We start from the raw sequence: 24,592 nt of genomic DNA, 5'->3' as shown, positions 1-24,592 counted from the left end.
CCGGCGAGGCTGAATTTGTGCGGCGAGCGGGCCAGCCCGGCCGGTTGGGACGGGGGTGGGTGTGTGTCGGGGTGATCCCCGCAGGGCGTCGAACGCACTTCCGCCCAGCCTTCCGACCCCTCGTCACGTTCGGCGCCCGAGGAGACGCCCCGGCGCGCGCCCGCCCCCGGCACAACCGGCCCCCACCCCGACCCCGCCCGAGCGGCGCAGCCAACCCGCGCAGCCAACCCGCTCATCCCCCGGCCGGGGCCCCGCCGCCCGGCCGTCGTTCCCAGGCCTCCGCGAACATCTCGTGCAGCGGCGCCGTCGGCAGGACCCGGACGAACGGCGACTGGATCGTGTCCCGCCACAGCGGTCGCACCAGGTGGCTCCCCAGCTTCACGGTCTCCAGCGGCAGGTGCGGGGCCTTCAGTTCGGTCCACTCCCCCGGCAGGAACAGGGTCCGGCCCGCCCGCGCCCGCTTGGCCTCCACCACCGCGCCGGTGGCGAGGAGTTCCGTCCGGGCCTGCGTGTGCTGCTTGGCCGACCAGCCGTTCCAGCGCCGTACGTTGCGGTCGGTGGGCGCGGCGAGGGTGGCGAGCTGGAGGTACAGCGCCGCGGCGTCCGCGCCCGCGCCGAGCTCCGCCCCCACGCGCGCGACCAGCTCCGGGCAGGACTGCCGCGGATCCGCCTCGTACGCGCCGGCCGGCAGGGCTCCGGAGCGGGCCCGGAGCATCATCCGCTCCAGCCTGCCGCCGGGCATCAGCGGCGCCACCCGGTCCAGTGCCTCGGCGAGGCCGGTGATCGCGCGCAGCCGCGTCCACACCTCGGGACCGGTGGCCGCCGCGGGCCGCAGGAAGGCGGCGCCGCCGGGCGCGCAGGCGACGAGCGGCCCGGAGTCGTAGGCGGCCACGGTCACCGGGCCCTCCTCCGCGTAGCGGCCCTTCACCACCGGCAGCCGCGCCGGTCCGAACTGCTCGGCGATCGGGGTCGAGCTGTCGTGGACCTTGCCGCCGGGCAGCTCCAGCAGCAGCTCGGGGCGCTCCAGTTCGGCCCGCAGCCGCTCGTACAGGGCCATGGCCCCGGCCACCGCCGGATCGCCGACGGGCCGGTCCGTCCAGGCCCACACCAGCGCGCTCGCGATCCGCCCGAGGGCGAGGCCCACCGGGGTGCCGTACGGGAGCTCGGGTCCGGCCGGCGGCACGGCCCTGACCTCCACCTTGTTGCCGTACCGGGTCGCCGCCAGCTCCCAGCCGGCCGCTTCCACGGTCGTGTCCTCGGCGGCCTCGTAGCCGCCCGCCAGCCGCCGGGCCCACACCTCGGAGAGGCCGAGGTCGGCCTCCAGGGCGTCGGCCGCCTCGTCGTGCACGGCGGGCTGCACCCCGATCAGCTCCCGCCACACCCCGGCCATCCGCTCCACGGCCGCCAGGACCCCGCCCGGCCGCCACAGCTCGGCCGGGTCCTCGGGCAGGGCGGCGGCCAGGACGGCCCGCCGGCCCGCTCCCCCGAGCCGCGCGCGCAGCCGCTCGTACGACTCGGCCGTCGACGGGGTCGCCTTGTACGGGGCCTTGCGCGCCAGGGAACGGTCCTCGTCCCGGCCGGGCCGGCCGACCAGTCCGGCCACGACGAGCCGGGCCACGGCCCTTCGTACGCCCGTCAGTTCGGCGAAGCGCTCGGCCGCCGACTCCGGCAGCGGGACCGGCCCGTGCGCATCGACCGTCTCGACCAGGGCCCGGAGCCGGGCGGCGTCGTCGCGCTCCACCCGGACGAGACGTGCCCCGGCGATCGCCGCCGGTACCGGATCCGCGTCGGCGTCCCGCGCCGCGGGGGCGACGAACCAGCACGCGGATCCTCCGGCCCGCACCGCGGCGGACGCCACGACCGTGCCGCCCGCCCGCAGGCCCTCCAGGGCGCCGGCGTCGGCCCGGCCCACCCACCACCGGCTGTCCGCGCGGGCGAACGGCAGGCCGGCCCAGGTGTCCAGGAGCGCGAGCAGCGCGGCCCGGTCCGTGTCCGGGGTCGGTGCCACCGCCGCCCGCCAGGCCGCGGCGTCGATCGCGCCCAGCAGCTGCGACCAGTCGTGCGGCGGCGCAGGCGGCGAGAGCCGCCGCACCTCCTCCACGATCGTCCCGGCCAGGCAGGCACCGTCGGAGGCCAGCGCGCTCAGCGTCGCCGGCAGGGCCGCGTCCCGGGCCGGCCGCTCCCCCTTGGAGACCAGCCCGAACAGCGCGGGCAGCAGTTCGGTGTCCGGCGCGGACCGGCGCGGCAGGGCCGGCGCGGCCTCGGCGAGCAGGGTGACGCGCCGGTGCAGGGCGCGCCGGCGCTCCTCCACCCGGGCGGCCCGCCCGGCCACCGCCACGACGGCTTCGGCCAGGACCGGGTCGGTGACCTCCGGCAGCTCCCGGGCCACGGCCGCGCGCAGCGCCTCCGGGCCGTCGAGGGCGGCCGTCAGCAGGGTGTCGGCCGTCTGCCGTCCCACGCCGCGCAGTGCCCGGGATCCGGCCGCGTCCCGGGTCCGCAGCAGGTACCAGAAGGCGGGCGGCAGGGCCACGCCGCCCGACGCGGTGGCCCGCCGGGCCGGCCTGACCCGCGGGTGCCGGGGTGAGTGGTGTCCGTCGAGTTCCCACAGCAGGACGCCGTCGGCGGTGTACGCGCGCACGCCCGTCCGGGTCTCCGCCTCGGCGAGGACCACGTCCTCGACGGCGCCCTCCGGCGGGGCCCACAGGGCCCAGGGCTCCTGCCCCGGACGGTCGATGTCGAACCGGGCGGTGCGCCCGTCCACGCTCTCCAGCAGGTAGTGGTCGGGCGCGTGGTCGCGGTGCCGGGTGCGGAACAGCACCCGGGTCCCGACCAGCCCGTCCCGGCTGCCGAGCGGGGAGCCGTCCAGGCCCGCGGGCAGCGGCGCGAGCTGCAGCGCCTCCACGGCCAGGCTCATGCCCTCCTCGGACGGCTCCGCGGCCGGGTCGGCGCTCGCGGGCCGGCCCGGGAAGTCCGGCAGTGGGGTCGCACCCCGCCGCTCCCCGGTGACCGGGTCGACCGCCTCCCACGGCCGCCGTCCGAAGACGGCGTTGGTCCAGATCCGGGAGCCGTCGCCGAGCAGCAGCTCGTCCCCGTCGATGCCCTCGGTGCCGCCGGGACGCAGCACGCGCCGGCCGCCGTGCCGCCCGCCCCCGTCGGCGGTCTCGAACTGGAAGCCGTAGGCCCCGTCCAGGCTGCCGCCGAACGGCACCAGGCCGCTCGACTCGTCGGGTGTGAAGGGCTCCTCGGGGCGGTCGGCCCAGACGGCGGTGTCGCAGAAGTAGGGGCTCGCCTTGAGGGTCCAGCTCACCAGGAAGGAACCGCCCACGTAGTGGACGGCGTACATGGTCGCCCCGTCCGGGACCGAGAAACGGCAGGAGCCGCGCTCCCCCTCCGGGGCTACGGCGACCGCCCGGTCGCGTCCGAACACCGTCAGCACCGGCCAGGTGCTGGTCACCCCGGCCACCCCCGGCAGCACTTCGTCCGCTGCCTCGGGCCCGGCGTCCGCCGCGAACCGCGCGTACACCGACTCCAGGGCCGGCCAGGCCAGTTCCTCCGGCAGGCCGGCCGCCAGCGAGCGGCGCAGCGCGCCGGCCGCGCCCGCTCCGGCGAGGGCGTCGGCGATCCCGCCGAGCGCGGTCACCGTGGGCCGGTCCAGCAGGGCCTCCAGCTCGGCGACGGCCTCCTCGGCTCCCGCCATGCCGCCGCCCGCGACCGTGTCGACGAGCTTGCCGACCCGCCCGGCCACCTCGCGGGCGATGCCCTCGTTGCCGGGCAGCAGCGTCACCGCGGACCCGGGCCGGCGGTCACGCGCCGGCGACCAGCGGGGCGTCAGGTCCTGGTGGACGCGCCCCTCCAGGCGGGGGCCGAAGACCGGGTCGGCTGCCAGTGCGACGAGGTCCCGGCGGGACCGCTCGCCCCAGAAGCGCATCCGCGTCTGCGGACCGGGGTCGACGACCGCGACCCCGGCCGCGAGACAGGCGTCCAGCACGTCCGCGTCGAAGCCCTGGTAGTGGTGCCGGGTGGTGTGGACCGTCACCGGGGCGCCCGCCGCCCGCAGCCGCGGCCCCAGCCGGCCCACCAGGTCGAGGAACTCCGCGGGGAGCGGCTGCCGCGCGACGCCGCCGCCGGACTGCGCCGCGTACTGGTACATGCGGACGAAGTTCCCGACCCAGTGGTGCAGTCCGCCCTGCGGCACCACCCGCCCGCTCTCCATCGCCTCGGCCGCGCCGCAGCCGATCAGCATCCGCAGCCACGCCCCGCCGTCGGTGACCCCGTCCGGGAAGACCTCCACCAGCCCGGCGGCGACCATGTCGGTGGGCGGACGGGCCGTCAGGACCTGTTCCGCGGCGGCCAGCAGCGCGTCCGGCACCGACTTCTTCCGGGTGACGGACAGGATGCCGCCCACCAGGCGCGCGACCTCCTCGTCTCCGTGCCCGGCCGCCTTCGCTGAGGCCCGTACGCGGCGTACGAGGTCCGCCGGCAGGTCGGCGGGCGAGCTCGCCCACGCGGTCAGGAACGTGTCCAGTGCGGCGTGCGCGGCGGCCGGGTCCAACGTCTCGGCGAGGAAGCGCTGGTGGGCCCCGAACTCCTTGGCCGGCATGGCCCCGCCCCTGGCGAACAGCAGGGCGTTGGCCCGGCGGTAGGCCGGGTCCACCGGCAGGCCGTGCCGGTCCTCGGCCGCCCGCGCCGCCGCGTAGGCCCGCCCGCCGGGCCGGCTCCCGTAGCCGATCAGCCGGTGGCCGACGGTGTCCCAGAACCACGGCAGGTGCGTCGGCGGCAGCCGTCGTGCGCGCGCCGTCATCGTGTCGAGGAAGCGGCCGGGCTTGGCGTAGGACCGGCCCAGTTCGGAGCGCATGTCCTCCATCAGGGCGCGTACGGTCCCGGCCGCGTCCGGGTCGTGGGCGGCGACCCAGTCGGCGTAGGTGGTGGAGGTGTGCGTACCGGCGGTGGGCAGCAGGGCGGCGAGCGAGGCGATCATGCCTGGGATCGTCGCACGCCCCACCGACACCGCCGGCGCCCGAGGACACCGCGGGCACCACGGCCCGGAGGGAGCCGATCCAGCGGGACTGACGAGTCATCAGGTCATCTGTCCCGGACTCTTGACTCTGCTGCTGCCAGTGGCGATTCTCGTCCCACCGTTTGTGCGGTCCATGACAAACAAGCCACAGCCGTGCCATGTGGCCGTGGCCGTCGTGCCCCCGGACGGATCCGGCTCCTCGACCGCGCCCTCCACTGACCGAAGACGTGAGTGATGACCATTTCCCGACACACGCACCACAGGCGTAGGCCCCTGGCGGTCCTGTCATTGCTCCTCGCCGTGGTGGCCATGGTGCTCGGCCCCGTGCCCAGTTCCTCCGCCGCCGACCCCGGCTGGTGGAACCCGGTCGCCCGGCCCGCGCCCGACTCCGAGATCAACGTCACCGGCGAACCCTTCAAGGGGACCGACGCCCAGGGGCGCGTCCGCGGCTTCGTCGACGCGCACGACCACCTGATGTCCAACGAGGGCTTCGGCGGCCGCCTCATCTGCGGCAAGCCGTTCTCCGAGCAGGGTGTGGCCGACGCGCTCAAGGACTGCCCCGAGCACTATCCCGACGGCACGCTCGCCATCTTCGACTTCATCACCAAGGGCGGCGACGGCAAGCACGACCCGAACGGCTGGCCGACCTTCAAGGACTGGCCCGCCCACGACTCGCTGACCCACCAGCAGAACTACTACGCCTGGGTCGAACGCGCCTGGCGCGGCGGTCAGCGGGTGCTCGTCAACGACCTCGTCACCAACGGCGTCATCTGCTCGGTCTACTTCTTCAAGGACCGCGGCTGCGACGAGATGACCGCGATCCGCCTGGAGGCGCAGAAGACGTACGACATGCAGGCGTACGTCGACAAGATGTACGGCGGTCCGGGCAAGGGATGGTTCCGGATCGTCACCGACTCCGCGCAGGCCCGCGACGTCATCAAGCAGGGCAAGCTGGCCGTCGTGCTGGGGGTGGAGACCTCCGAGCCGTTCGGCTGCAAGCAGATCCTGGACATCGCGCAGTGCGGCAAGGCGGACATCGACCGCGGCCTGGACGAGCTGTACAAGCTGGGCGTGCGCAGCATGTTCCTGTGCCACAAGTTCGACAACGCGCTGTGCGGGGTCCGCTTCGACCAGGGCGCGCTCGGCACGGCGATCAACGTGGGCCAGTTCCTTTCCACCGGAACCTTCTGGCAGACGGAGCAGTGCAAGGGCCCGCAGCACGACAACCCCATCGGTCTCGCGGCGGCGCCCGAAGCGCAGAAGCAGCTCCCGGCGGGCGTCGCGGTCCCCTCGTACGCGGCGGACGCGCAGTGCAACACCCGCGGTCTCACCGAGCTCGGCGAGTACGCGGTGCGCGGCATGATGAAACGCAAGATGATGCTGGAGATCGACCACATGGGGGTCAAGGCCGCGGGCCGGGCCTTCGACATCCTCGAATCCGAGTCGTACCCCGGCGTGATCTCCTCGCACAGCTGGATGGACCTCGACTGGACGGAGCGCGTGTACCGCCTCGGCGGCTTCGTCGCCCAGTACATGAGCGGCTCCGAGGCCTTCAGCGCGGAGGCCAAGCGCACGGACGCGCTGCGCGAGAAGTACAAGGTCGGCTACGGCTACGGCACCGACATGAACGGCGTCGGCGGCTGGCCCGGCCCCCGCGGCGCGGACACCCCGAATCCGGTCCGCTACCCGTTCCGCAGCACCGACGGCGGCGCGGTGATCGACAAGCAGACCACCGGCGTGCGCACCTGGGACCTGAACACCGACGGCGCCGCGCACTACGGCCTGGTCCCGGACTGGATCGAGGACATCCGGCTCACCGGCGGCCAGGACGTGGTGGACGACCTGTTCCGGGGCGCCGAGTCCTACCTGACCACCTGGGGTTCGTCCGAGAAGCACAAGGCCGGGGTGAACCTCGCCGCGGGCGCCGCCGCCTCGGCCAGCTCGTCCGAGTGGAACCCGTTCGTCAGCTACGCGCCCTCCCGGGCCGTGGACGGCAACACGAGCACCCGCTGGGCGAGCGACTGGAGCGACGACCAGTGGCTCCAGATCGACCTCGGGACACCGGGTCTGGTCAAGCGCGTCACCCTCGAATGGGAACGCGCCCACGGGAAGTCGTACCGCATCGAGCTCTCGGGCGACGGCACGAACTGGCAGTCCGCATGGTCCACGACCACCGGTGACGGCGGGCTGGACACGGCGCAGTTCGCCGCTACCCCGGCCCGGTACGTACGGGTCCACGGGCTGCAGCGCGGCACCCAATGGGGGTACTCGCTCCACGAGGTCGGCGTCTACAGCAGCTGACGCGTGACGCCGCCCGGGCGGCGTCCGGGTGCCGGGGCCGGCCGGATCCTCACCGATCCGGTCGGCCCCGGCCGCCTTCCCACCGCCGCCCGCCTCCCCCGAACAGCACGGCACGGCACGGAACCGCGGCACGAACCGAAGGGATCGCCCATGGCACGGATGCCGTCGGCCGACCGGCGCCGGCAGCTGACCGAGGCCGCCATCCGCGCGATGACGCGCGACGGGGTCGCCCGGACGACGACCCGGTCGATCTCCGCCGAAGCGGGCGTGTCACTGAGCGTCTTCCACTACTGCTTCGACTCCAAGCAGGCCCTGCTCGAATCCGTCATGACGGCGATCACCGAGCACAGCATCACCGTGGTGAAGGAGGCGATCCAGCCGAAGGCCACCCTCCGGGAGACCGTCCGGGCCGGCTTCCAGGCGTACTGGGACCACGTGTCCGCCCACCCGGGCGAGCACATGCTCACGTACGAGCTCACGCAGTACGCCCTGCGCCGGCCCGGCTTCGAGCACCTGGCGCGACGCCAGTACGAGCTGTACGCCGACACCTACGCCGAGCTCATCGAGCAGCTCCGCCACCACATGGGCTTCGAACTCCGCGTCCCCGTCACCGTGCTGGCCCGCTATCTGGCCGCCATGACGGACGGACTGACGCTCAACCACCTCGTGCTCGGCGACGCGACGATCTCCACGGCCATCCTCGACACGGTCACCGACCACGTCGCGGGCCTCGTCGGAGACGACCGCGCCGGCGACCACGGCTGCGGCGAGCACGGCGACGGGTCCCGGCCGCCCGCCCTGGAACGCGTCGCACCACCGCGCTCCGCCTGAGGCGGCCGGGTCCCCCACCTGGATGACGGCGGTGCCCGCCGCCTCCAGGTCGTTCACCTCGTCGCGCAGGGCCGGCCGGTCTGCGCCCGGGCGTAGGTGGTCCAGCGCACGGTCATCGGGTCGGGGCGGGAGATGTCGCCGGCCAGGATGGGCGGGCGGACCGAAACCGGCCACGGCGTGAATTGGGTCACCCGGGCGCCGGTTGCGTCCCCCTTGTCCGTTTCCGAGCTCGAACTTCCTGGTCAGGGCGCTAGGTTGCTCCTCTCACGCCTGGAGCACCCGAGCATCGGGTGCGCACCGAAAGACCGAGGAAGTATGGCCATTCGTTTCTCCGCGGCATCCCGGTGAGGCCGGGACCGGCCCTGCGGGCCGCCCTCGTCTGCTTGGCCCTCGGCGTGCTGACCGGGTGCTCGGCGGACCACGAGGCCGCCGAGGTGGCGTACGCCGGGGACTACGGCAGCCACTCGCCGCTCGCCGTCGTCGGATATCCGTCCACGGGCACGTTGGGGATCACCCAGCAGGTGGTGTGGCGGATCGCCGACGGCAAGGTCGCCGAGCTGGCGGCCCTGGGCGACGACCGGCAGGACAAGGCCGCCACCCGGAGGACCGCCGAGAACTGGATCACCGCGTTCCGCACGGGCGCGGCCGGCAGGGTCACCGCGGAGTTCTACGACGAGGGTTCGTACCGGCAGACCGTCGTGCTCTACCTGCACGACACCCACCAGGTCAAACAGCTCCACGTCCTGCCCGTGAGCGTGGACGGCGAAAGCGCCTACCGGGTGAGCATGGCCGAGCCGGACCCCGGTGAGGCCACCGCCGTGGCGCCTTGGGTGCCGAAGACGCCGGGCGAGCTCGGTTCCAAGTCGGTCCCGTGACCTGATCGGGTCCCGGCCGCGGCAAAGGGCCCCGCCTCCGCGAAAGACGCGGGGGCGCCGCCCTCTCCCGCTGCAGGCCCGGCCGTCAGTAGCGGTCCAGCAGGGTGGTCAGGACCTTGTGGAGGACCGATTCCTCGTCCGCCACCGCCTCCTCCGAGCGCCAGGCCACGAAGCCGTCCGGGCGGACGAGGACCGCCCCGGCGGCGGTCGTACCGTGCACCTCGGCCCAGTCGCCGCCGCTCGCGGGGACGAGGTCGGCCTCCGGTCCGGTGCCGATGGCGTAGGCGTCCAGGCGCACGTTCATCCGTTTGGCGACGGAGCCCGCCGCTCCGCTCCACGGCGTGCCCTCGGAGCTGAGCAGGACGAAGGACCGCTCGTAGAGGTCCACGGTGGACTTCGGCTGGTCCTCCCCGGGGACGCGCAGCCACATGTGCGGCGCGCGCGTGCCCGGTTCGCCGCGCAGACGCATCCGTTCGGGAACGATCGGCTGGTCGGGGTCGGTGCCCAGGACCGCGCCCTGGTTGTAGCGGTAGCCCATGGCCACGGACAGGACACCGCCCTGCCGTCCGCCCCCGCCCGGGGCGGGCTCGGGCTGGGCCTCGGAGACGGTCTCCGGGTCGGGCTCGTACCCCGGGTGGCTGTGCTCGGCGGACCGGGCCGAGGCGCGTTCGCTCGTCGCCCGCGCCACCGGGAGCCGCTCGGCCTCGTACGTCTCCAGCAGCCCGGGGCCGGCCGCGCCGTCCAGTACCGCGGCGAGCTTCCAGGCCAGGTTGTGCGCGTCCTGGATACCGGTGTTGGAGCCGAACGCCCCGGTGGGGGACATCTCGTGGGCGGAGTCACCGGCCAGGAAGACCCGGCCGGCCACGTACCGCTGCGCGACCCGCTCGGCCGCGTGCCACGGGGCCTTCCCGGTGATCTCGACGTCCAGGTCGGGCGCGCCGACGGCCCGGCGGATGTGCTCGACGCAGCGCTCGTCGGTGAAGTCCTCCAGGGTCTCGCCGCGGTCGGGGTGCCACGGCGCGTGGAAGACCCACCGCTCGCTGTTGTCCACCGGCAGCAGGGCCCCGTCGGCGTCGGGCTTGGTCAGGTAGCACACGATGAAACGCCGGTCGCCGACCACGTCCGCGAGCATGCGGGACCGGAAGGTGATGCTCACGTTGTGGAAGAGGTCCCCGGAACCGGTCTGGCCGATCCGGAGCGCCTCCCGCACCGGGCTGCGCGGCCCGTCGGCGGCGACGAGGTAGTCCGCGCGGACCGTGCTGTGCTCGCCACTCTCGCGGTCCTTCACGATGGCGGTCACGCCGCCCGGGTCCTGTTCGAAGGAGAGGAGCTCGGTGGAGAACCGCAGGTCGGCCCCGAGCCCGGGGGTCACGGACATCAGGACCGGCTCGATGTCGTTCTGGCTGCACAGACACCATGCCGACGGGCTGAAGCGGGCGAGCGCACCCCCCGGGTCGATCTGCTCGAACAGCCACTCCTGGTCGTCACCGGTGAGGGAGCCGCCTTGCAGGATGCCGTGGTTGTCCGCCAGGACCGAGGCGGCCTCGCGGATCCGGTCCTCGACACAGGCGACGCGGAACAACTCCATGGTCCGTACGTTGATACCGCGTCCTCGCGGGTGCATCGAGGTACCCGCGTGCTTCTCGACCAGCATGTGGCTGATGCCGTGCCGGCCGAGGAACAGCGAGGTGCACAGGCCCACCAGCGAGCCGCCCACGATGAGGACAGGGACGCGGTGGTCGACGTTTTCCTTCATGGCTCTTCCATGCCCTGTACGAGGGCGCTTCCCTCGCTCGTTCACCCGCTTGGTTCTCTCCTCTCGCGCCGAGGGGATTACGGGACAACGATCGGTTCGGGTGGCGCCGCCCCGTGGCGACCGTGTGGTCTCGAAGGAGTGTGAACGATGACAACCTTGTCGGAACGGATATCCCAGTCCGCCTTCGACGGCTCGAGGCTTCGGGTCGTGCTGCTGCTGGATCTGTACGACGGTGCGCAGAACCAGTTCCTGGAGGTCTACGAGCATCTCCGCAAGCAGGTGTCCTCCGTACCCGGACACATCAGCGACGAGTTGTGCCAGTCGATCGAGAACCCGTCGCAGTGGCTCATCACCAGTGAGTGGGAGAGCGCGCCGCGGTTCCTGGACTGGGTCAGCAGCGAGGAGCACGTCGCGTCGGTGCAGCCGCTGCACGGCTGCGTACGGGACACGCGCTCGCTGCGGTTCAGCGTGCTGCGGGTGACCGGCAAGGACTCCGGGCCCGACGCCCCCCTCTCCCCCTCCTCGCCCGGCGACGACCCCGGCTTCGGCCCCGACGCCGCCACCGCGCACTTCGGGGACCGGTCCGGGGACCGCCTCCAGGTCGCTCCGCGGCACGGGGACGGCGTGGTCCGCCACGCGCTCACCTTCACCGTGAAGCCGGGCAGCGAACCCGTCGTGGCGGAGCTGCTCGCCGGGTACACCTCCCCGCAGGCCCGGGTCGACGAGAACACCCGGCTGCGGCGCACCTCGCTCTTCATGCACGGGAACCGGGTCGTACGGGCGGTCGAGGTGGAGGGCGACCTCCTCGCGGCGCTGCGCCACGTGGCCCTACAGCCCGAGGTCAGGGCTCTGGAGGAGGCCATCAACCCGTATCTGGAACAGGACCGGGACCTGAGCGACCCGGGATCCGCGCGGCTGTTCTTCACCCGTGCGGCGCTCCCCGCGGTGCACCACGTGGCGGGCGCCGGCCGCGAGCACGCGGACGTCCGGCGGCACGCGCTGATCTACCCCGCCAAGAACGGGTGCGGCATGGAACTCGCCCGGCTGCTCGCCGGCCAGGACGAGACGGCCGTGGACGACCCGGCCAACCCCATCGAGGCCAGCACCCTGTTCCAGCGCGACGACATCGTCGTCCGGCTCCTCGACATGCGCGGCCCGCTCGACGCCCGGCCCGCCCTGACGCTCGGCGTCGAGGGCGGCCACAAGGCGGCGGTGCTCGCCCGGCTGCTCGACAGCGCCAAGGACGGCGTCCCCACGACAGACCAGGAGATCTCACGCTTCCTCGCGCGCTCTGAAATGCGCCTGATCACCGACCGGCGCACGCCGGACCAAGCCTGAGGAGATGGCCGTCATGACCCCTCGATTGACCATGGAAGAACTGGCCGCCCTGATGAAGAAGGGGGCCGGTGTGAACGTCGACCCCGCGGCCATGGCGAGCCGCCCCGACTCGGGCTTCGACGAGTGGGGCCTCGACTCCCTGGGGCTCCTCGGCATCGTCGGCGAACTGGAGAACCGGCACGGCCGGCCCCTGCCCGCCGACGCGGACCGGTGCAAGTCGCCGCGCGAGTTCCTGGACCTCGTCAACAACGCCCTGGCGACCAAGACCTGACGCGTTCGGACGGACGGGCACCGCCCGTCCGTCGTGCCGACGCCCCCGAGACCGGCTCCTCCCGCCGGTCTCGAGGCGTTGTGGCACCCGGGCGGGCCCGTGCGGGGTGGGTCCGGCTCAGCCGGGCACGGTGCACTCGAACGCGTGCAGGTACGGGTTGACCGGACGGATCTCGCCGATCACCAGACCCGCGTCCCGCATCCGGGTGCACAGACTGTCCTTGGTGTGCTTCGCGCCGCCCACGTTGAGGAGCAGCAGCAGGTCCATGGCCGTGGTGAACTTCATCGACGCGGTGTCGTCGACCAGGTTCTCGATGATGACGACCCTGGCTCCGGGGCGGGCCACGGAGACGACGTTGTGCAGGGTCCTGCGGGTGCTCTCGTCGTCCCATTCGAGGATGTTCTTGATGATGTACATGTCGGCCTCGACCGGGATGGCCTCGCGGCAGTCCCCGGGGACGATGCCGGCGCGCTCGGCGAGCGGGCCGCCGTCCCGCAGGCGGGGATCCGCCTTCGACACGACACCCGGCAGGTCGAGCAGGACGCCGCGCACCGTCGGGTGCTTCTCCAGCAGGCTCGCCAGTACGTGCCCCTGGCCGCCGCCGATGTCCGCGACCACGGAGACCCCGGTGAGGTCGAGGAGCTCCGCGACGTCCAGCGCCGACTGCGTGCTGGAGGTGGTCATGGCCCGGTTGAACACGTGGGCCGACTCGTGCGCGTCCTCGTGCAGGTACTGGAAGAACCCCTTGCCGTAGAGGTCCTGGAACACGCTCCCGCCGGAGCGCACGGCGTCGTCGAGGCGCGGCCAGGCCTGCCAGGTCCAGGGTTCCGTGCACCACAGGGAGATGTAGCGCAGGCTTTGCGGGTCGTCCTCGCGCAGCAGCCGGGACATCTCCGTGTGGACGAACTTCCCGTCCTCGGTCTCCTCGAAGATCCCGTAGCAGGTCAGGGCGCGGAGCAGCCGTTCCAGGGGCCGGGGCTCGCAGTTCACCGCCGCGGCGATCTCGGCGGCGGCGGTGGGCTCCGCGCCGAGGGCGTCGGCCACGCCGAGGCGGGCGGCGGCCCGTACGGCCCCGGCGACGGCCGCCCCGAAGACGAGCTCCCGCAGCCGCATGGCGGGCTGTGGGGTGTGCGGGGGAACGGGGACGGTGGCGGGGGTGGAGGTGGAGGTGGAACTTACCGCGGTCATACGGCCTCGCTTCTTCCGGTGAGGTGGAGCACGGTCAGCACATCCCGGCCGGTACGGAGGTCCCGCAGCGGTTGCCGACGAACCGGTTGCCCGTTCCGGTGCCCTGGTTGGCCAGGTCGGCCGGCTGGTTGTCCCGCACCACGTTGTCCTGGATGACGTTGTCGGTGTTCGTCGCGCCCACGAAGCTCTTGAACAGCAGGATTCCGCCCGAGAGGGGGGAGGCGCCGACGTTGCCGCGGATGGAGTTCGAACGGACGACCGTCTCCTCGGCCCCGGTGAGGACGATGCCGACGCCCTGGATGTCGGGGAGGCGGGTGTTGCCCTTGCAGAACTTGTTGTTCTCGTGGATCAGGTTGCCGCGGATGGTCATGTCTCCGGCGCCCGGCTCGCCCTCGTCGCCGACGACGAAGATGCCGCCGCAGTTGCCGGTGAGGGTGTTGCCGCTGACGGAGAGGTTCCGCACCCGCCTGACCGTGACGCCGATCCGGTTGCCGGTCAGCGTGTTGCGCCGGACCACCGCGCCCAGGGTGTCGGTGGCGCCGCCCTCCCGTGCCACCGTGTTGGCGATGAAGATCCCCGACTCGGTGTTGTCGCGGGCGATGTTGCCGCGGAACACCCCGCGGGTGGACCGCTCCTGGGCGATGCCCCAGGTGCCGTTCTTCTCGGAGATCACCCGCTCGACGCTCAGGCGGTCGGTGTAGGAGGCCCAGATGCCGTTCCGCTTGAAGCCCGAGACGGTCAGGGCGCGGATCTTCACCTGGTTCACGCTCTGCTCCGGCGTCCCCATGACGCAGATGCCGGTGTCGGCCTGCGAGCAGGCGGTGGCCGCGCGCCCGGGGGCCGCCGGCGCGCCCGGCGCGGCCTGGGCCGCTCCGGCCGGTGCCTCGGGTACGGCGGAGGCCGCGGGTGCGACCGGTGCCTCGGATACGGCGGGCGCCGCGGGTGCCACCGGCGCCTCGGGTGAGGCCGCCCCGGCCCCGGCGGCCGGCGGCCTGATCACCGTACGGCTGCCGTATCCCCGCAGGGTCAGCCGCTTCGTGATCAGCACGTTCTCGTAGTAGGTGCCGGGCATCACGGTGATGATGTCGCCCGGCCGTGCGGCGTCCACCGCGTCCTGGATCGAGTCGCCCGGGTGCACTCGGCGCCCGGCCGCGGCGGCGGGTGGCGCGGCCACGCCGAGCCCTGCGGCCATGACGACTGCGATGCACATGAGGGACTTGAGTTGTCGGTTCGTCACGATGCAGAAGTTATGGGCGATTAGAGCAATTCGCCACACCGAGTGAGCGGAAGGACACATGCCGTGCGCAAACGGCGCAATTTGACCTCCTCAGGAGTGGCGCGCGGACCCCGGCCGACGGCGTTGCGCCCCCGCGCCGTGACGCCTCGTCACCCGGAGCCGGGGAGCGCGCCACGAGCCGTTGCCCGCGCTCGCGCGACCGGGCTGGTCACAGGGGGTTTCCCGGGCACTCCGGCAAGGGGGCAACGGGCAACCCGTCGACCCCGGCACCCGGCGGGGGCAGGCTGAGGTCGTCCGCAGGAGGCAAGAACCACCAGGGGAAATCATGCACAAGACGTTCCGCGGCCTCGCCGCTCTCGTGACCGCCGCCACCGCCGTCCTCGCGCTCAGCGGCTCGGTCGAGGCCAAGCCGGTCGACGCGTGGGCCGGATGCCCGGAGGGGGCGGTCTGTATCTACCCTCAGAACCAGAACCCCGCCGTCAAGCCGACCCACGTCCTCTACTCGTACGGGGCCCACAACCTGAGCAACCAGTTCGGGAACCACTGGGTGCTCAACAATCAGTACGGCGGTGCGACCGCAAACCTGTGCACCGGCTACAACGGCGCGGGCTGCGGCAGCCCCATCGCCGCCAAGACCGGTGTCTACGCCGACCTCACGCCGGTCAACTCGGTCCGGCTGAACCGGTAGCAGCCCGGCTGCGAGGGCTTCCGGAGCCGCCGAGGGGGGCGGCTCCGGGGGTTCCTGTGCTCGTCATACCGGCTGGAAGATCCGGGTTTCCGACCCACCCTCGCGGTAGCCTGGGCAGCGCCGTCCCGCTGCCTGGGCGCGCATTGCCATGGGGGATGCTTTGGGGGATCCGGACCGCCGGCGGAACACCGACCACCCGCACGAATCCGAAGGCACCGCGGTGCACTTCCCCGCGCAGCTGAGACGTCTGCGGGTGCAACGCGGCCTGTCCCTCGCGGACCTCGCGCGGCAGACGCACTACAGCAAGGGCTACCTCAGCAAGATCGAGACCGGTTCGAAGCGCGTCACCGTCGACGTCGCGCGGCGCTGCGACGACGTCCTGCGGGCGGGAGGTGAACTGCTGCGGATGGTCCGGGAGACGGGAACGCCCGGCGCCGGTGCCGGCGTGGCCTCCGGCGCGGAGCGCCCGTCCGACGCCGGGCCGGCGGCGGACGGCGAGTGTCCGTACCGCGGCCTGCCGGCCTTCACCGCGGGGGACGCCGGGTGGTTCTTCGGCCGGGAGCGCGCCACGGCCGAGTTGGCCGAACGGGTCTTCGAGCGGATCGGCGTGGGCCCGCTGATGCTGGTCGCCCCGTCGGGCGCGGGCAAGTCCTCGCTGCTCAACGCCGGTCTCGTGCCGGCGCTGCGGCGCGGCGGGGGCTTCCCGATGCCGGGCGCCGACACGTGGCCGGTGGTGCGGTTCACTCCCACCGCGCATCCGCTGGAGGAGTTGCTGGACCGTGCCGCGAAGGTGCTGGGCGCCGATCTCGGCATCGCCGCACGGGAGTTGCGGGACCGCCCGCACGCGCTGCTCGAAGCCGCCCGCCGGCTCTCGGGCCCTCCCCCGGGCGGTTCGGGGGACCGGCGGCCGCCTCCCCCGCGTCCGGTGCTGCTCGTCGACCAGTTCGAGGAGCTGTTCACACTCTGCTCCGCCGAGGACGAGCGGCGCGCGTTCGTCCGGGTGCTCTGCGCGCTGGCCGCGTCCGGCCCGGCGACGCCGGCCGGTCACGACCCCGCCGTCGTGGTGCTCGGCGTACGGGCTGACTTCTCCGGGAACTGCCTGGACCTTCCGGAGCTGGCCCCGGTCTTCACCGGCGGGCTGTTCGTGCCGCCCCCGATGTCCCCGGCGGAGCTGCGGGAATCGATCACCCGGCCGGCCGAGCTCGCCGGTCTCACCCTCGAACCGGGCCTGGTCCCGCTGCTGCTGCGCGATGTCGGACTGCGCGACGATCCGCCGGACCGGACGCCCTCCGCCGCGCTGCCGCTGCTCTCCCACGCGCTGATGGCCACTTGGCGGCAGCGCGAGGGCACCACCCTGACCGTCGCCGGGTACGAGCGCACCGGCGGCATCCAGGGGGCGATCGCCCGCACGGCCGAGGAGGTGTTCACCCGCCTGTACCCGGCGGAGCAGCACACGCTGCGCCGCGTCCTGGTACGGCTGGTGCACGTGGCCGACGGCACGGGCGCGGCCCGGCGCCGGATGAGCCGGACCGCCCTGATGGAACAACTGGCCGACGCGGGCCCCGCCGCGGCCGCGCTCGACACCTTCGTACGGGCCCGCCTGATCACCATGGACAGCGACACCGTCGAGATCACCCACGAGGCGCTGCTCCACGCCTGGCCACGGCTGCGCGGCTGGATCCACGCCGACCGGGCCGGGCTCCTGATCCACCAGCAACTGGCCCACGCCGCCGCCGAGTGGGAGCGCGAGGGCCGGGATCCGTCGGCGCTCTACCGCGGGACCCGGCTGGACACCGCCCGCTCCTGGGCCGACGAGCTGGACGGCAGGAGCCGGCTCGCCCCCCTGGAGGCCGCGTTCCTCCGGGCCGGCCAGGAGGCGCACGACGGCCGCGAGCGGCAGGCCGCGCGCCAGGTGCGGCTGCGGCAGCGGATGCTGGCCACGCTCGTCGTCCTGCTGGTGCTCGCGGTGGGTGCCGGCGGCCTGGCCTACCAGCAGCGCGCGGGGGCGCTCGGCCAGGAGCGGGTCGCGCGTTCGCGGGCGCTCGCCCTGCAGTCGGCGGCGCTCGCCGCCGGCCAGCCGGAGGCGTCGCTGCGGCTCGCCGGGGAGGCCTACCGGACCGCGCCGACGAGCGAGGCCCGGGGCGCCCTGCTGAGCACCCAGTCCCAGCCGTTCATCGCCCGCCTGGGCGGGCACGGCGGGCCGGTCAACGCGGTGGCCTTCTCCCCAGGCAACGGTGCGCTGGCGACGGGCGGTTCCGACGGGACGGTGACCCTGCGGCGGGTGGCCGACCGCCGCACGCTCGCCACCTTCACCATGCCCGGGCGGGTCCGCGCGGTCGCCGTCAGCCCCGACGGGCAGCTCCTCGCCGCCGCCTCCACGGACGGGCCGGCGCGGCTCTGGGACACCGTGACCCACCGTCCGACGGGGGTGCTCCCCGCGAGCACGGCGGGCGGCCGGGCCGTGGCCTTCGCCCCCGACGGGCGGACGCTGGCGGTCGCCGGCGCCGACGGCACGGTCCGGCTGTGGGAGACCACCGGGGACCACCGTGCCGTCGCCTCCCTCGCGGGCCACACCGGGCGGGTCAACGCCCTCGCGTACGCCCCGGACGGCCGGACGCTGGTCTCGGCCGGCGCCGACCGGACCGTACGGCTGTGGGATCCCGTGGAGGTCCGACCGCCGGCCGTGCTCACCGGGCACACCGACGAGGTGCTGGGGGTGGCGTTCGCCCCGGACGGCCGCACGGTCGCCACGGGGGGCGTGGACCGGACCGTACGGCTGTGGGACGTGGCCGGGCGGCGGACGGCCGCGACGCTGACCGGGCACAGCGACGACGTCAACGGCGTCGCCTACACGCCGGACGGGACGACGGTCGTCAGCGCGGGCGGCGACGGGACGACCCGGCTGTGGGACGTGGCCGGCGGCCGGCTGACGGCGACCCTGGCCGGGCACACCGATTACGTGCTCGGGGTGGCCGTGGACCAGCGCGGGGCGGTGCTGGCCACCGCCGGTTTCGACCAGTCGGTGGTGCTGTGGGACCTGCGGGGTGCGGCGCTGGCCTCGCGGCCCTTCACGGAGATCTGGCACGCCTCGTACAGCCCGGACGGCACGCTGCTGGCGACCGCGGAGGCGGATCACCGGGTGCGGCTGTGGGACGTGGCGGAGCGCAGGGTGCTGGCCACCTTCGAGGGGCACAGCGAGACGGTGTTCTCGGTGGCCTTCTCCCCCGACGGGCGGACCCTGGCCTCGGCCGGCTCGGACGGCACCGTACGGCTGTGGGACGTCGCGGCGGGCGGTCCGTCGGCCACGCTCGCGGGGCTGGGCGGCACCGTGTTCGCGGTGGCCTTCTCCCCCGACGGGCGGACGCTCGCCTCGGCCGGCTCGGACGGCACCGTACGGCTGTGGGACGTCGCGGCGCACCGCCCGCTCGCCATCCTCACGGGGCACACCGATTTCGCCAACGACGTGGCGTTCAGCCCTGACGGACGCACGCTGGCGAGCGGCGGCGACGATCTGACGGTCCGTCTGTGGGACGTGGCGGGGCGCCGTGCGCTGGCCGCCCTGACCGGTCATACGGGCGCGGTGCGCGGGGTGGCCTTCAGCCCGGACGGGCGGACCCTGGCCAGCAGTGGCAACGACGGGACCGTACGGCTGTGGGACGCGCGGCGCCACCGCTTCCGGGCGGCGCTGTCCGGCCACACCGGCTCCGCGCGGGGCATCGCCTTCTCGCCGGACGGGCGCACGCTGGCGAGCAGCGGCAACGACCGTACGGTGCGGTTGTGGGACGTGGCGGGGCGCCGGACGGTGGCGGCGCTGTCCGGGCACGCGAGCGCGGTGTGGGGGGTCGTCTTCGCCCCCGACGGGCGGACGGTGGCCAGCAGCAGCACGGACGGAACCGTGCGGCTGTGGAACCTGGACGTGGGGGCGCGGCTGGCGGCGATCGACGGGTTGCGGAAGGGCCCGACCGGCCGAGGAATGGCTGATCCGAACCGGAGTTGACGAGGCCAACGTCCATACTCGGCCACAGTTTGGCTGAAATTCCTTTGCAGAAAACGTTGCTGCGAACCCCCGTATCAATAGTACGATTTCCACCGAACATGTGCCCTTGGCAACCATCGACCCGGACCTCGACCATCCTGTTCTGCCGCCAACGGCCCATGCCGCATTGCTGCTTGTCCACCGGCACCGCCAGGTGCACGGCCGAGGTCACAAACCTTGACGGGCGGGATACGGGCGACGCGCGCAACATGCGTGCCGGCCACCCCGTCGGCAACACCTAGGGGAGTATTTTTCGTGTCTCACATGCGCAAGATCGTCGTTGCAGCCATCGCCGTTTCGCTCACCACCGTCGGGATTACGGCCAGCGCCTCGGCGGACCCCACGAAGGACGCGAAGGCCCAGGTCTCGGCCGCCGAGGCCGGCATCACCGGCACCTGGTACAACCAGCTGGGCTCGACCTTCATCGTGACCGCGAACGCGGACGGCGGCCTCACCGGCACCTACGAGTCGGCCGTCGGCAACGCCGAGAGCCGTTACGTCCTGACCGGCCGTTACGACGCCGCCCCCGCCGACGGCACCGGCACCGCCCTCGGCTGGACGGTGGCCTGGAAGAATAACTACCGCAACGCCCACTCCGCCACGACGTGGAGCGGCCAGTACGTCGGCGGCGCCGAGGCGAAGATCAACACTCAGTGGCTGCTGACCTCCGGCACCACCGCGGCCGACGCCTGGAAGTCCACCCTGGTCGGCCACGACACCTTCACCAAGGTGAAGCCGTCCGCCGCCGCCATCGACGCGGCCAAGAAGGCCGGCGTCAACAACGGCAACCCGCTCGACGCCGTCCAGCAGTAGGACGCGCCCGGGCACCCAGGTGCCGAGACGCCGAACCGAACACGTGCGGGCCGTCCGGAGGGGATCCTCCGGACGGCCCGTCCGTCCGCGGACCCGCCCCGGCGCCGTCCACGCGAGACGCGTCTCACACAGGTTCGTCCCCGGCGGGTATTCAGCGCGATCGTGACGGCTTGATACCGTCGGTCGGGGGAAGGTGGAATTGACGTGATGGTGGCAATACCCGTTGGCAGTGTGGATCTGTTCGACCAGGGGTACGCACTCGACCCCTATCCGGCGATGGCGGCACTCCGCGCGAAAGAACCCGTGAAGTACGACGAGAACACGGGGCTTTGGCTGATAAGCCGGTACGAGGACGTGCGCTCCATTCTCCTCGATCCGGAGAATTTCCTTCCGGACAACGCGATCGACGCCATCGGGCGCTTCTCGGTGCCGACGCTGCGCGCCCTCGCACGGGTCAAGTTCGACCTCCCGCAAACACTTGCAAACAACAGCTCGGACAGTCACGCCGGTTATCGGCGCATCATGACGAAGCTGCTCAACGCCCAGGCCGTCAACGCCGCGGTGCCGATGGTCGAGAAGGTCGTGGCGGAGGCGCTCGACGACGTCGAGCGGCGGCTCGCCGCCGACGGCGCGTGCGATCTGGCGACGACCATCGCCCGGGACGTGCCCTTCCGGGTGATGCTGCGGCTGCTCGGTCTGGAATCGGCCATCGACGTGGACATCGACACCCTGGCCCGGTGGAGCGACGCCTCCCTGGAACTGTTCTGGGGGCGGCCGCGGGGCGAGCGCGAGGTGGCGCTGGCCCGCGGGGCCGCCGAGTTCTACGCCTGGCTCACCGCGCTGGTCTCGAAGCCCGCGCCCGAGGAGGCCACGCTGCTCGGGGCGCTCGCCGCGCACCGGCTGCCGGACGGGGAGCCGCTGGGCGTGACCCAGAAGGCCGCGGTGGTCTACTTCATGATCATCGCCGGTCAGATGACGACCACCCAGATGCTCAGCACCATGTACCGCAGGGCCCTCCAGGAGCCCGGTCTGTGGCGGCGGTTCGCCGAGGCGCCGGCGACCGTCGAGCCCTGGACCGAGGAGGTGCTGCGGCGTGATCCGCCCATCACCACCTGGCGCCGGGTCACCGGCCGGCCGATGACCCTGTCCGGCGTGGACCTGCCGGCCGGGGCGCCGCTGCTGCTGATGCTCTCGTCCACCGGCTCGGACACCGAGGTCTTCGAGAACCCCGAGCAGCTCTGTCCGCACCGGGCCAACGTCCGCAAGCACCTGTCCTTCGGCGTGGGGCGTCACCGCTGCTCCGGCGCCGAACTGGCCAGGATGGAGGCGGATGTGGTGATGCGGATGACGGCCGAGCGACTCCCGGACCTCAGGCTCTCGGACCGGTCCTCGCCCGAGATGCTGGCGCTGCTCTCGTTCCGGGCCCCGCTCCAGGTGCTGGTGGAGCGGGGCTGAACGAGGCCCCGCCGCCCGCGAGTCGGGCCGGCGGTCAGGGCCGCGGCGCATGGCGTTCGAAGAGGGTGGCGATGCCGAGGCCGCCCGCCGCCCCGAGCGTGGCCAGGCCGTACCGGGCCCGGCCCGCCACGGGGTCCGTGTCCCCGAACATGTCCGAGAAGAGCCGGGTCACCAGGACGGCACCCGAGGCGCCCCAGGGGTGGCCCAGCGCGATGGCGCCGCCGCCGCGGTTGACCCGCTCCTCGGGGATGCCCAGTTCGTCCAGGCAGGCCAGTACCTGACCGGCGAACGCCTCGGTGAACTCCACCAGTTCGACGTCGGCGAGGTCGAGGCCGGGGTTGCGCTTGAGCAGCCGGCGCACCGCCGGGACGGGACCCCAGCCGAGGATCTCCGGGTCCACGCCGGTCACCGCGGAGTCGGTGACCCGCAGCCCCCTGGTCAGGCCCAGTTCGCGGAACTTCCGCTCGGAGACCACGGCGACCATGGCCGCGCCGTCGTTGACGGGGCAGGAGTTGCCGGCGGTGACGGTGCCGCCCTCGACGAACGCGGGCCGCAGCCGGGCGAGCTTCTCCAGGCTGGTGTCCGGCCTCGGGCACTCGTCCGCCGTCACGGTCACGGTGCCCGCCTTGCCGACGCGTACGTCCACGGGCACCAGCTCGGCCGCGTGGCGTCCCGCCCGGGCGGCCTCGACCGCCTTGCGGTGGCTGGCGAGCGCGAACCGGTCCTGGCGTTCCCGGGTGATCCCGCCCCGCCGTGCCACGTTCTCCCCGGCGACCCCCATGTCGGGGTCCCCGAACTCGGCGGGTACGAAGTGCGGGCGGGCGTAGAACCGGGGTGTCCCGTGCGGGACGGCCGGGCGCTCCACCCGCCAGGGCGCGGTGCTGGCGCTCTCCGCGCCGCCGGCCAGGATGACGTCCGCCGCTCCCGCCGCCACCAGCCGGGCCGCCAGGTTCACGGCCTCCAGACCGCTGCCGCACTGCCGGTCGACGGTGGTCGCAGGCACCTCGATGCCCAGGCCGGCGGTGAGCGCGGCGTACCGCGCGGGGTTGCCGCCGGAGCCCCCGGCATTGCCGACGATCACGTCGTCGACGTCGGCTCCGGTGAGCCCCAGGTCCTCCAGCACGGCCGTGAGGACGGGCCCGAGGAGCTCGTGGACCGGTGTGGTGGCGAAGGCGCCGCCGATCCGGCCGATCGGGGTCCGCCGCGCCGCCGCGACGATGGGCCGCTGCCCGTTCACATGACCTCCCGCATACCGTGGCGACCGTCGAGGAGGATGCCGCGCACCCGCCCGTGGTCGATCTTTCCGCTGGACGTGTAGGGCAGCGCGTCCGTCTCGAACAGCCGCCTGGGGCACTTCTGCCGCGACACGTGGGCCGCGGCCCGGTCGCGTACCTCGGTCAGGGCGAGGCGCGACTCGCCGTGCCATCGGACCACCGCGCACACGAGATCGCCCCAGTGCTCGTCGGGCAGTCCGACCACCGCGGCCTCGGCGATCTCCTCCAGCTGGAGCAGGGCCGCCGTGACCTCCTCCGGGTGCACGTTGAGCCCGCCGCTGATCAGCATTCCCTTCTTCCTGCCGACGAGGTGGAGGTAGCCGCGCTCGTCGACGCGGCCGATATCGCCGACGGTGAACCAGCCGTCCCGGTCCGGGCCTTCGCCGTCCTCGGCCGACAGGTAGCGGGTGAAGAGCATGTCGCTGCGCACGTGCACCTGGCCCGGCTCGTTCACGCCGACCTCCTCGCCCGAGGGCGAGCGCAGCGACAGCTCGACCCCGGCCGCGGGCCTGCCGACCGACTCCCGCGGGCCGTCGTCGTCCCCGTGGAGGACGGAGACGAGGCTGAGTTCCGTCGCCCCGTAGAACTCCACGGCGTCGGCGTTCGGGAAGAGTTCCCCGGCCTGGGCGCGGCGGGCCGGGGACCATTTCGCGCCCACCGAGAGCAGGGAGCGCACCCCGGGGAAGCGACGGCCCGGGTGCCGGCGCGCGTGGTCGAGAAGCGCCTGGAACATGGTGGGCACCAGGTAGAGCCGGGTGGCGGAGTGCCGCTCGATGTCGTCGAGTGCGCGGCCCGCGTCGAAGGCGGGCATCAGGCAGACGGTCGCCCCGACGTGCAGTCCGTGCACCAGGCCGAAGAGGAAGTGCGAGTGGGCGAGGGAGCCCGGCAGCAGGATCGTGTCGCTCGCGTCGATGCCGAACCCGTCGGTGTAGCGGTCGAAGGTGCGCAGCCAGGACCGGTGCGAGCGGACCACGCCCTTGGGCCGGCCGGTGCTCCCCGAGGTGAAGCCGACGTAGAAGGGCGCGCTGTCCGGCACCCCGGCGAACTCCGCGGGTCCGTCGGGGGCCTCCCCGCCGCCGTGATCGCGCAGCCAGGCCTCGAAGCGGGGTCCGGGCACCTCCAGCAGGCCGGCGGGGGGCACGTACCGCGTGAGCGGTTCGCCGGCGCTCTCGCAGAACAGCCGGGAGGGCGGCGTGTCGCGCAGGACGGCGGCCAGTTCGGCGTCGCTCCACGCCGGGTCGAGGACCATGACCGGGATGCCGGCGACGGCCGCGCCGAGGAAGAGGCGCGGGAACTCCTCGCGGTTGCCGAGGAGTACGGCGATCCGCACCTCGGGGCCGGGACGCGGGCCGAACTCGGCGCGCAGGGCCCGGGCGACGGCGAGCGCGCCGCGCCGCAGCGCGTCGTAGCTCCACTGTCGCCCGGCTCCTCCGCCGATGGCGAGGGCGGCCCGGCCGGGTGTTTTCGTGGTGTTCGAGAGGAACCCACCGGCGATCGTCATGACGGTCTCCC

Annotated in this window: 15 protein-coding genes and 1 pseudogene; 9 read left to right on the top strand and 7 right to left on the bottom strand. The window is 73.5% G+C overall.

The genetic code is table 11. The annotated features are described in order from the left end of the window. Positions 1-232 precede the first annotated feature (232 nt). On the bottom strand, positions 233-4,978 hold the full coding sequence (locus IF88_RS0116160) for a hypothetical protein (protein WP_030711738.1): 4,746 nt from the start codon (positions 4,976-4,978) through the stop codon (positions 233-235). 273 nt (positions 4,979-5,251) lie between these two features. Here IF88_RS0116160 and IF88_RS0116155 point away from each other — a divergent pair, with 273 nt between their 5' ends. Together IF88_RS0116155 and IF88_RS0116150 are read left to right on the top strand one after the other, a co-directional pair. Beyond that, on the top strand, positions 5,252-7,318 hold the full coding sequence (locus IF88_RS0116155) for a discoidin domain-containing protein (protein WP_030711735.1): 2,067 nt from the start codon (positions 5,252-5,254) through the stop codon (positions 7,316-7,318). 150 nt (positions 7,319-7,468) lie between these two features. Continuing rightward, positions 7,469-8,149, top strand: coding sequence for a TetR/AcrR family transcriptional regulator (locus IF88_RS0116150; protein ID WP_078892921.1), 681 nt, complete (start codon positions 7,469-7,471; stop codon positions 8,147-8,149). A gap of 3 nt (positions 8,150-8,152) precedes the next feature. Here the strand turns inward: IF88_RS0116150 and IF88_RS45435 are convergent. Beyond that, positions 8,153-8,310, bottom strand: a pseudogene (locus IF88_RS45435) (hypothetical protein); the annotation flags it as partial. A gap of 183 nt (positions 8,311-8,493) precedes the next feature. Here IF88_RS45435 and IF88_RS0116140 point away from each other — a divergent pair. Next, a complete protein-coding gene (locus IF88_RS0116140) occupies positions 8,494-9,024 on the top strand; it encodes a hypothetical protein (RefSeq protein ID WP_030711729.1) in 531 nt (176 codons plus the stop codon). Between the two features lie 85 nt (positions 9,025-9,109). Here the strand turns inward: IF88_RS0116140 and IF88_RS0116135 are convergent, their stop codons facing one another. After that, positions 9,110-10,825 (bottom strand): FAD-dependent oxidoreductase, encoded by a 1,716-nt coding sequence (locus tag IF88_RS0116135; protein WP_420710973.1) that lies wholly within the window; start codon positions 10,823-10,825, stop codon positions 9,110-9,112. Between the two features lie 102 nt (positions 10,826-10,927). On the opposite strand from IF88_RS0116135, the gene IF88_RS0116130 reads away from it, so the two are divergent. After that, positions 10,928-12,118 (top strand): SchA/CurD-like domain-containing protein, encoded by a 1,191-nt coding sequence (locus IF88_RS0116130; protein WP_030711723.1) that lies wholly within the window; start codon positions 10,928-10,930, stop codon positions 12,116-12,118. Between the two features lie 13 nt (positions 12,119-12,131). Further along, positions 12,132-12,389: an acyl carrier protein gene (locus IF88_RS0116125; RefSeq protein WP_030711720.1), complete on the top strand. Its 258-nt coding sequence runs from the start codon at positions 12,132-12,134 to the stop codon at positions 12,387-12,389. A gap of 117 nt (positions 12,390-12,506) precedes the next feature. On the opposite strand, the gene IF88_RS0116120 is transcribed toward IF88_RS0116125, so the two are convergent. Together IF88_RS0116120 and IF88_RS0116115 are read right to left on the bottom strand one after the other, a co-directional pair. Next, positions 12,507-13,577, bottom strand: a complete 1,071-nt coding sequence (locus tag IF88_RS0116120) for a methyltransferase (RefSeq protein ID WP_030711718.1) — start codon at positions 13,575-13,577, stop codon at positions 12,507-12,509. A gap of 34 nt (positions 13,578-13,611) precedes the next feature. Next, positions 13,612-14,787 (bottom strand): right-handed parallel beta-helix repeat-containing protein, encoded by a 1,176-nt coding sequence (locus tag IF88_RS0116115; protein ID WP_037806050.1) that lies wholly within the window; start codon positions 14,785-14,787, stop codon positions 13,612-13,614. A gap of 352 nt (positions 14,788-15,139) precedes the next feature. Between IF88_RS0116115 and IF88_RS0116110 the strand changes: the two genes are divergently transcribed. The 4 genes from IF88_RS0116110 to IF88_RS0116095 all read left to right on the top strand — a co-directional run bounded on the left by IF88_RS0116110 (position 15,140) and on the right by IF88_RS0116095 (position 21,806). Beyond that, a complete protein-coding gene (locus tag IF88_RS0116110; RefSeq protein ID WP_030711712.1) occupies positions 15,140-15,502 on the top strand; it encodes a hypothetical protein in 363 nt (120 codons plus the stop codon). A gap of 148 nt (positions 15,503-15,650) precedes the next feature. Beyond that, the gene (locus tag IF88_RS0116105) at positions 15,651-19,499 is read left to right on the top strand and encodes a helix-turn-helix domain-containing protein (protein WP_051836960.1); all 3,849 of its coding nucleotides are present in this window, start codon (positions 15,651-15,653) and stop codon (positions 19,497-19,499) included. A 303-nt stretch (positions 19,500-19,802) separates the two neighbouring features. Beyond that, positions 19,803-20,351: a streptavidin gene (locus tag IF88_RS0116100; RefSeq protein ID WP_030711706.1), complete on the top strand. Its 549-nt coding sequence runs from the start codon at positions 19,803-19,805 to the stop codon at positions 20,349-20,351. A gap of 207 nt (positions 20,352-20,558) precedes the next feature. Further along, entirely contained in the window at positions 20,559-21,806 is a 1,248-nt protein-coding gene (locus IF88_RS0116095) for a cytochrome P450 (RefSeq protein ID WP_234323549.1), read from the top strand. A 34-nt stretch (positions 21,807-21,840) separates the two neighbouring features. Here IF88_RS0116095 and IF88_RS0116090 read toward each other — a convergent pair whose 3' ends face one another. Both IF88_RS0116090 and IF88_RS42070 read right to left on the bottom strand, forming a co-directional pair. After that, positions 21,841-23,043 (bottom strand): thiolase family protein, encoded by a 1,203-nt coding sequence (locus tag IF88_RS0116090; RefSeq protein ID WP_030711699.1) that lies wholly within the window; start codon positions 23,041-23,043, stop codon positions 21,841-21,843. Beyond that, positions 23,040-24,581, bottom strand: coding sequence for an AMP-binding protein (locus IF88_RS42070; RefSeq protein ID WP_051836958.1), 1,542 nt, complete (start codon positions 24,579-24,581; stop codon positions 23,040-23,042). The genes IF88_RS0116090 and IF88_RS42070 overlap by 4 nt, the downstream gene beginning before the upstream one ends. Positions 24,582-24,592 lie beyond the last annotated feature (11 nt).

This window comes from Streptomyces sp. NRRL F-2580 (assembly GCF_000720115.1).
Lineage (GTDB): Bacteria > Actinomycetota > Actinomycetes > Streptomycetales > Streptomycetaceae > Streptomyces.
This window is presented reverse-complemented; position numbering and strand designations above follow the sequence as displayed.

Coding starts and splice junctions, on each gene's coding strand:
- IF88_RS0116160 (WP_030711738.1), bottom strand. CDS start 4,978: ATGATCGCCTCGCTCGCCGCCCTGCTGCCCACCGCCGGTACGCACACC.
- IF88_RS0116155 (WP_030711735.1), top strand. CDS start 5,252: ATGACCATTTCCCGACACACGCACCACAGGCGTAGGCCCCTGGCGGTC.
- IF88_RS0116150 (WP_078892921.1), top strand. CDS start 7,469: ATGGCACGGATGCCGTCGGCCGACCGGCGCCGGCAGCTGACCGAGGCC.
- IF88_RS0116130 (WP_030711723.1), top strand. CDS start 10,928: ATGACAACCTTGTCGGAACGGATATCCCAGTCCGCCTTCGACGGCTCG.
- IF88_RS0116125 (WP_030711720.1), top strand. CDS start 12,132: ATGACCCCTCGATTGACCATGGAAGAACTGGCCGCCCTGATGAAGAAG.
- IF88_RS0116120 (WP_030711718.1), bottom strand. CDS start 13,577: ATGACCGCGGTAAGTTCCACCTCCACCTCCACCCCCGCCACCGTCCCC.
- IF88_RS0116115 (WP_037806050.1), bottom strand. CDS start 14,787: ATGTGCATCGCAGTCGTCATGGCCGCAGGGCTCGGCGTGGCCGCGCCA.
- IF88_RS0116110 (WP_030711712.1), top strand. CDS start 15,140: ATGCACAAGACGTTCCGCGGCCTCGCCGCTCTCGTGACCGCCGCCACC.
- IF88_RS0116105 (WP_051836960.1), top strand. CDS start 15,651: ATGGGGGATGCTTTGGGGGATCCGGACCGCCGGCGGAACACCGACCAC.
- IF88_RS0116100 (WP_030711706.1), top strand. CDS start 19,803: ATGCGCAAGATCGTCGTTGCAGCCATCGCCGTTTCGCTCACCACCGTC.
- IF88_RS0116095 (WP_234323549.1), top strand. CDS start 20,559: ATGGTGGCAATACCCGTTGGCAGTGTGGATCTGTTCGACCAGGGGTAC.
- IF88_RS42070 (WP_051836958.1), bottom strand. CDS start 24,581: ATGACGATCGCCGGTGGGTTCCTCTCGAACACCACGAAAACACCCGGC.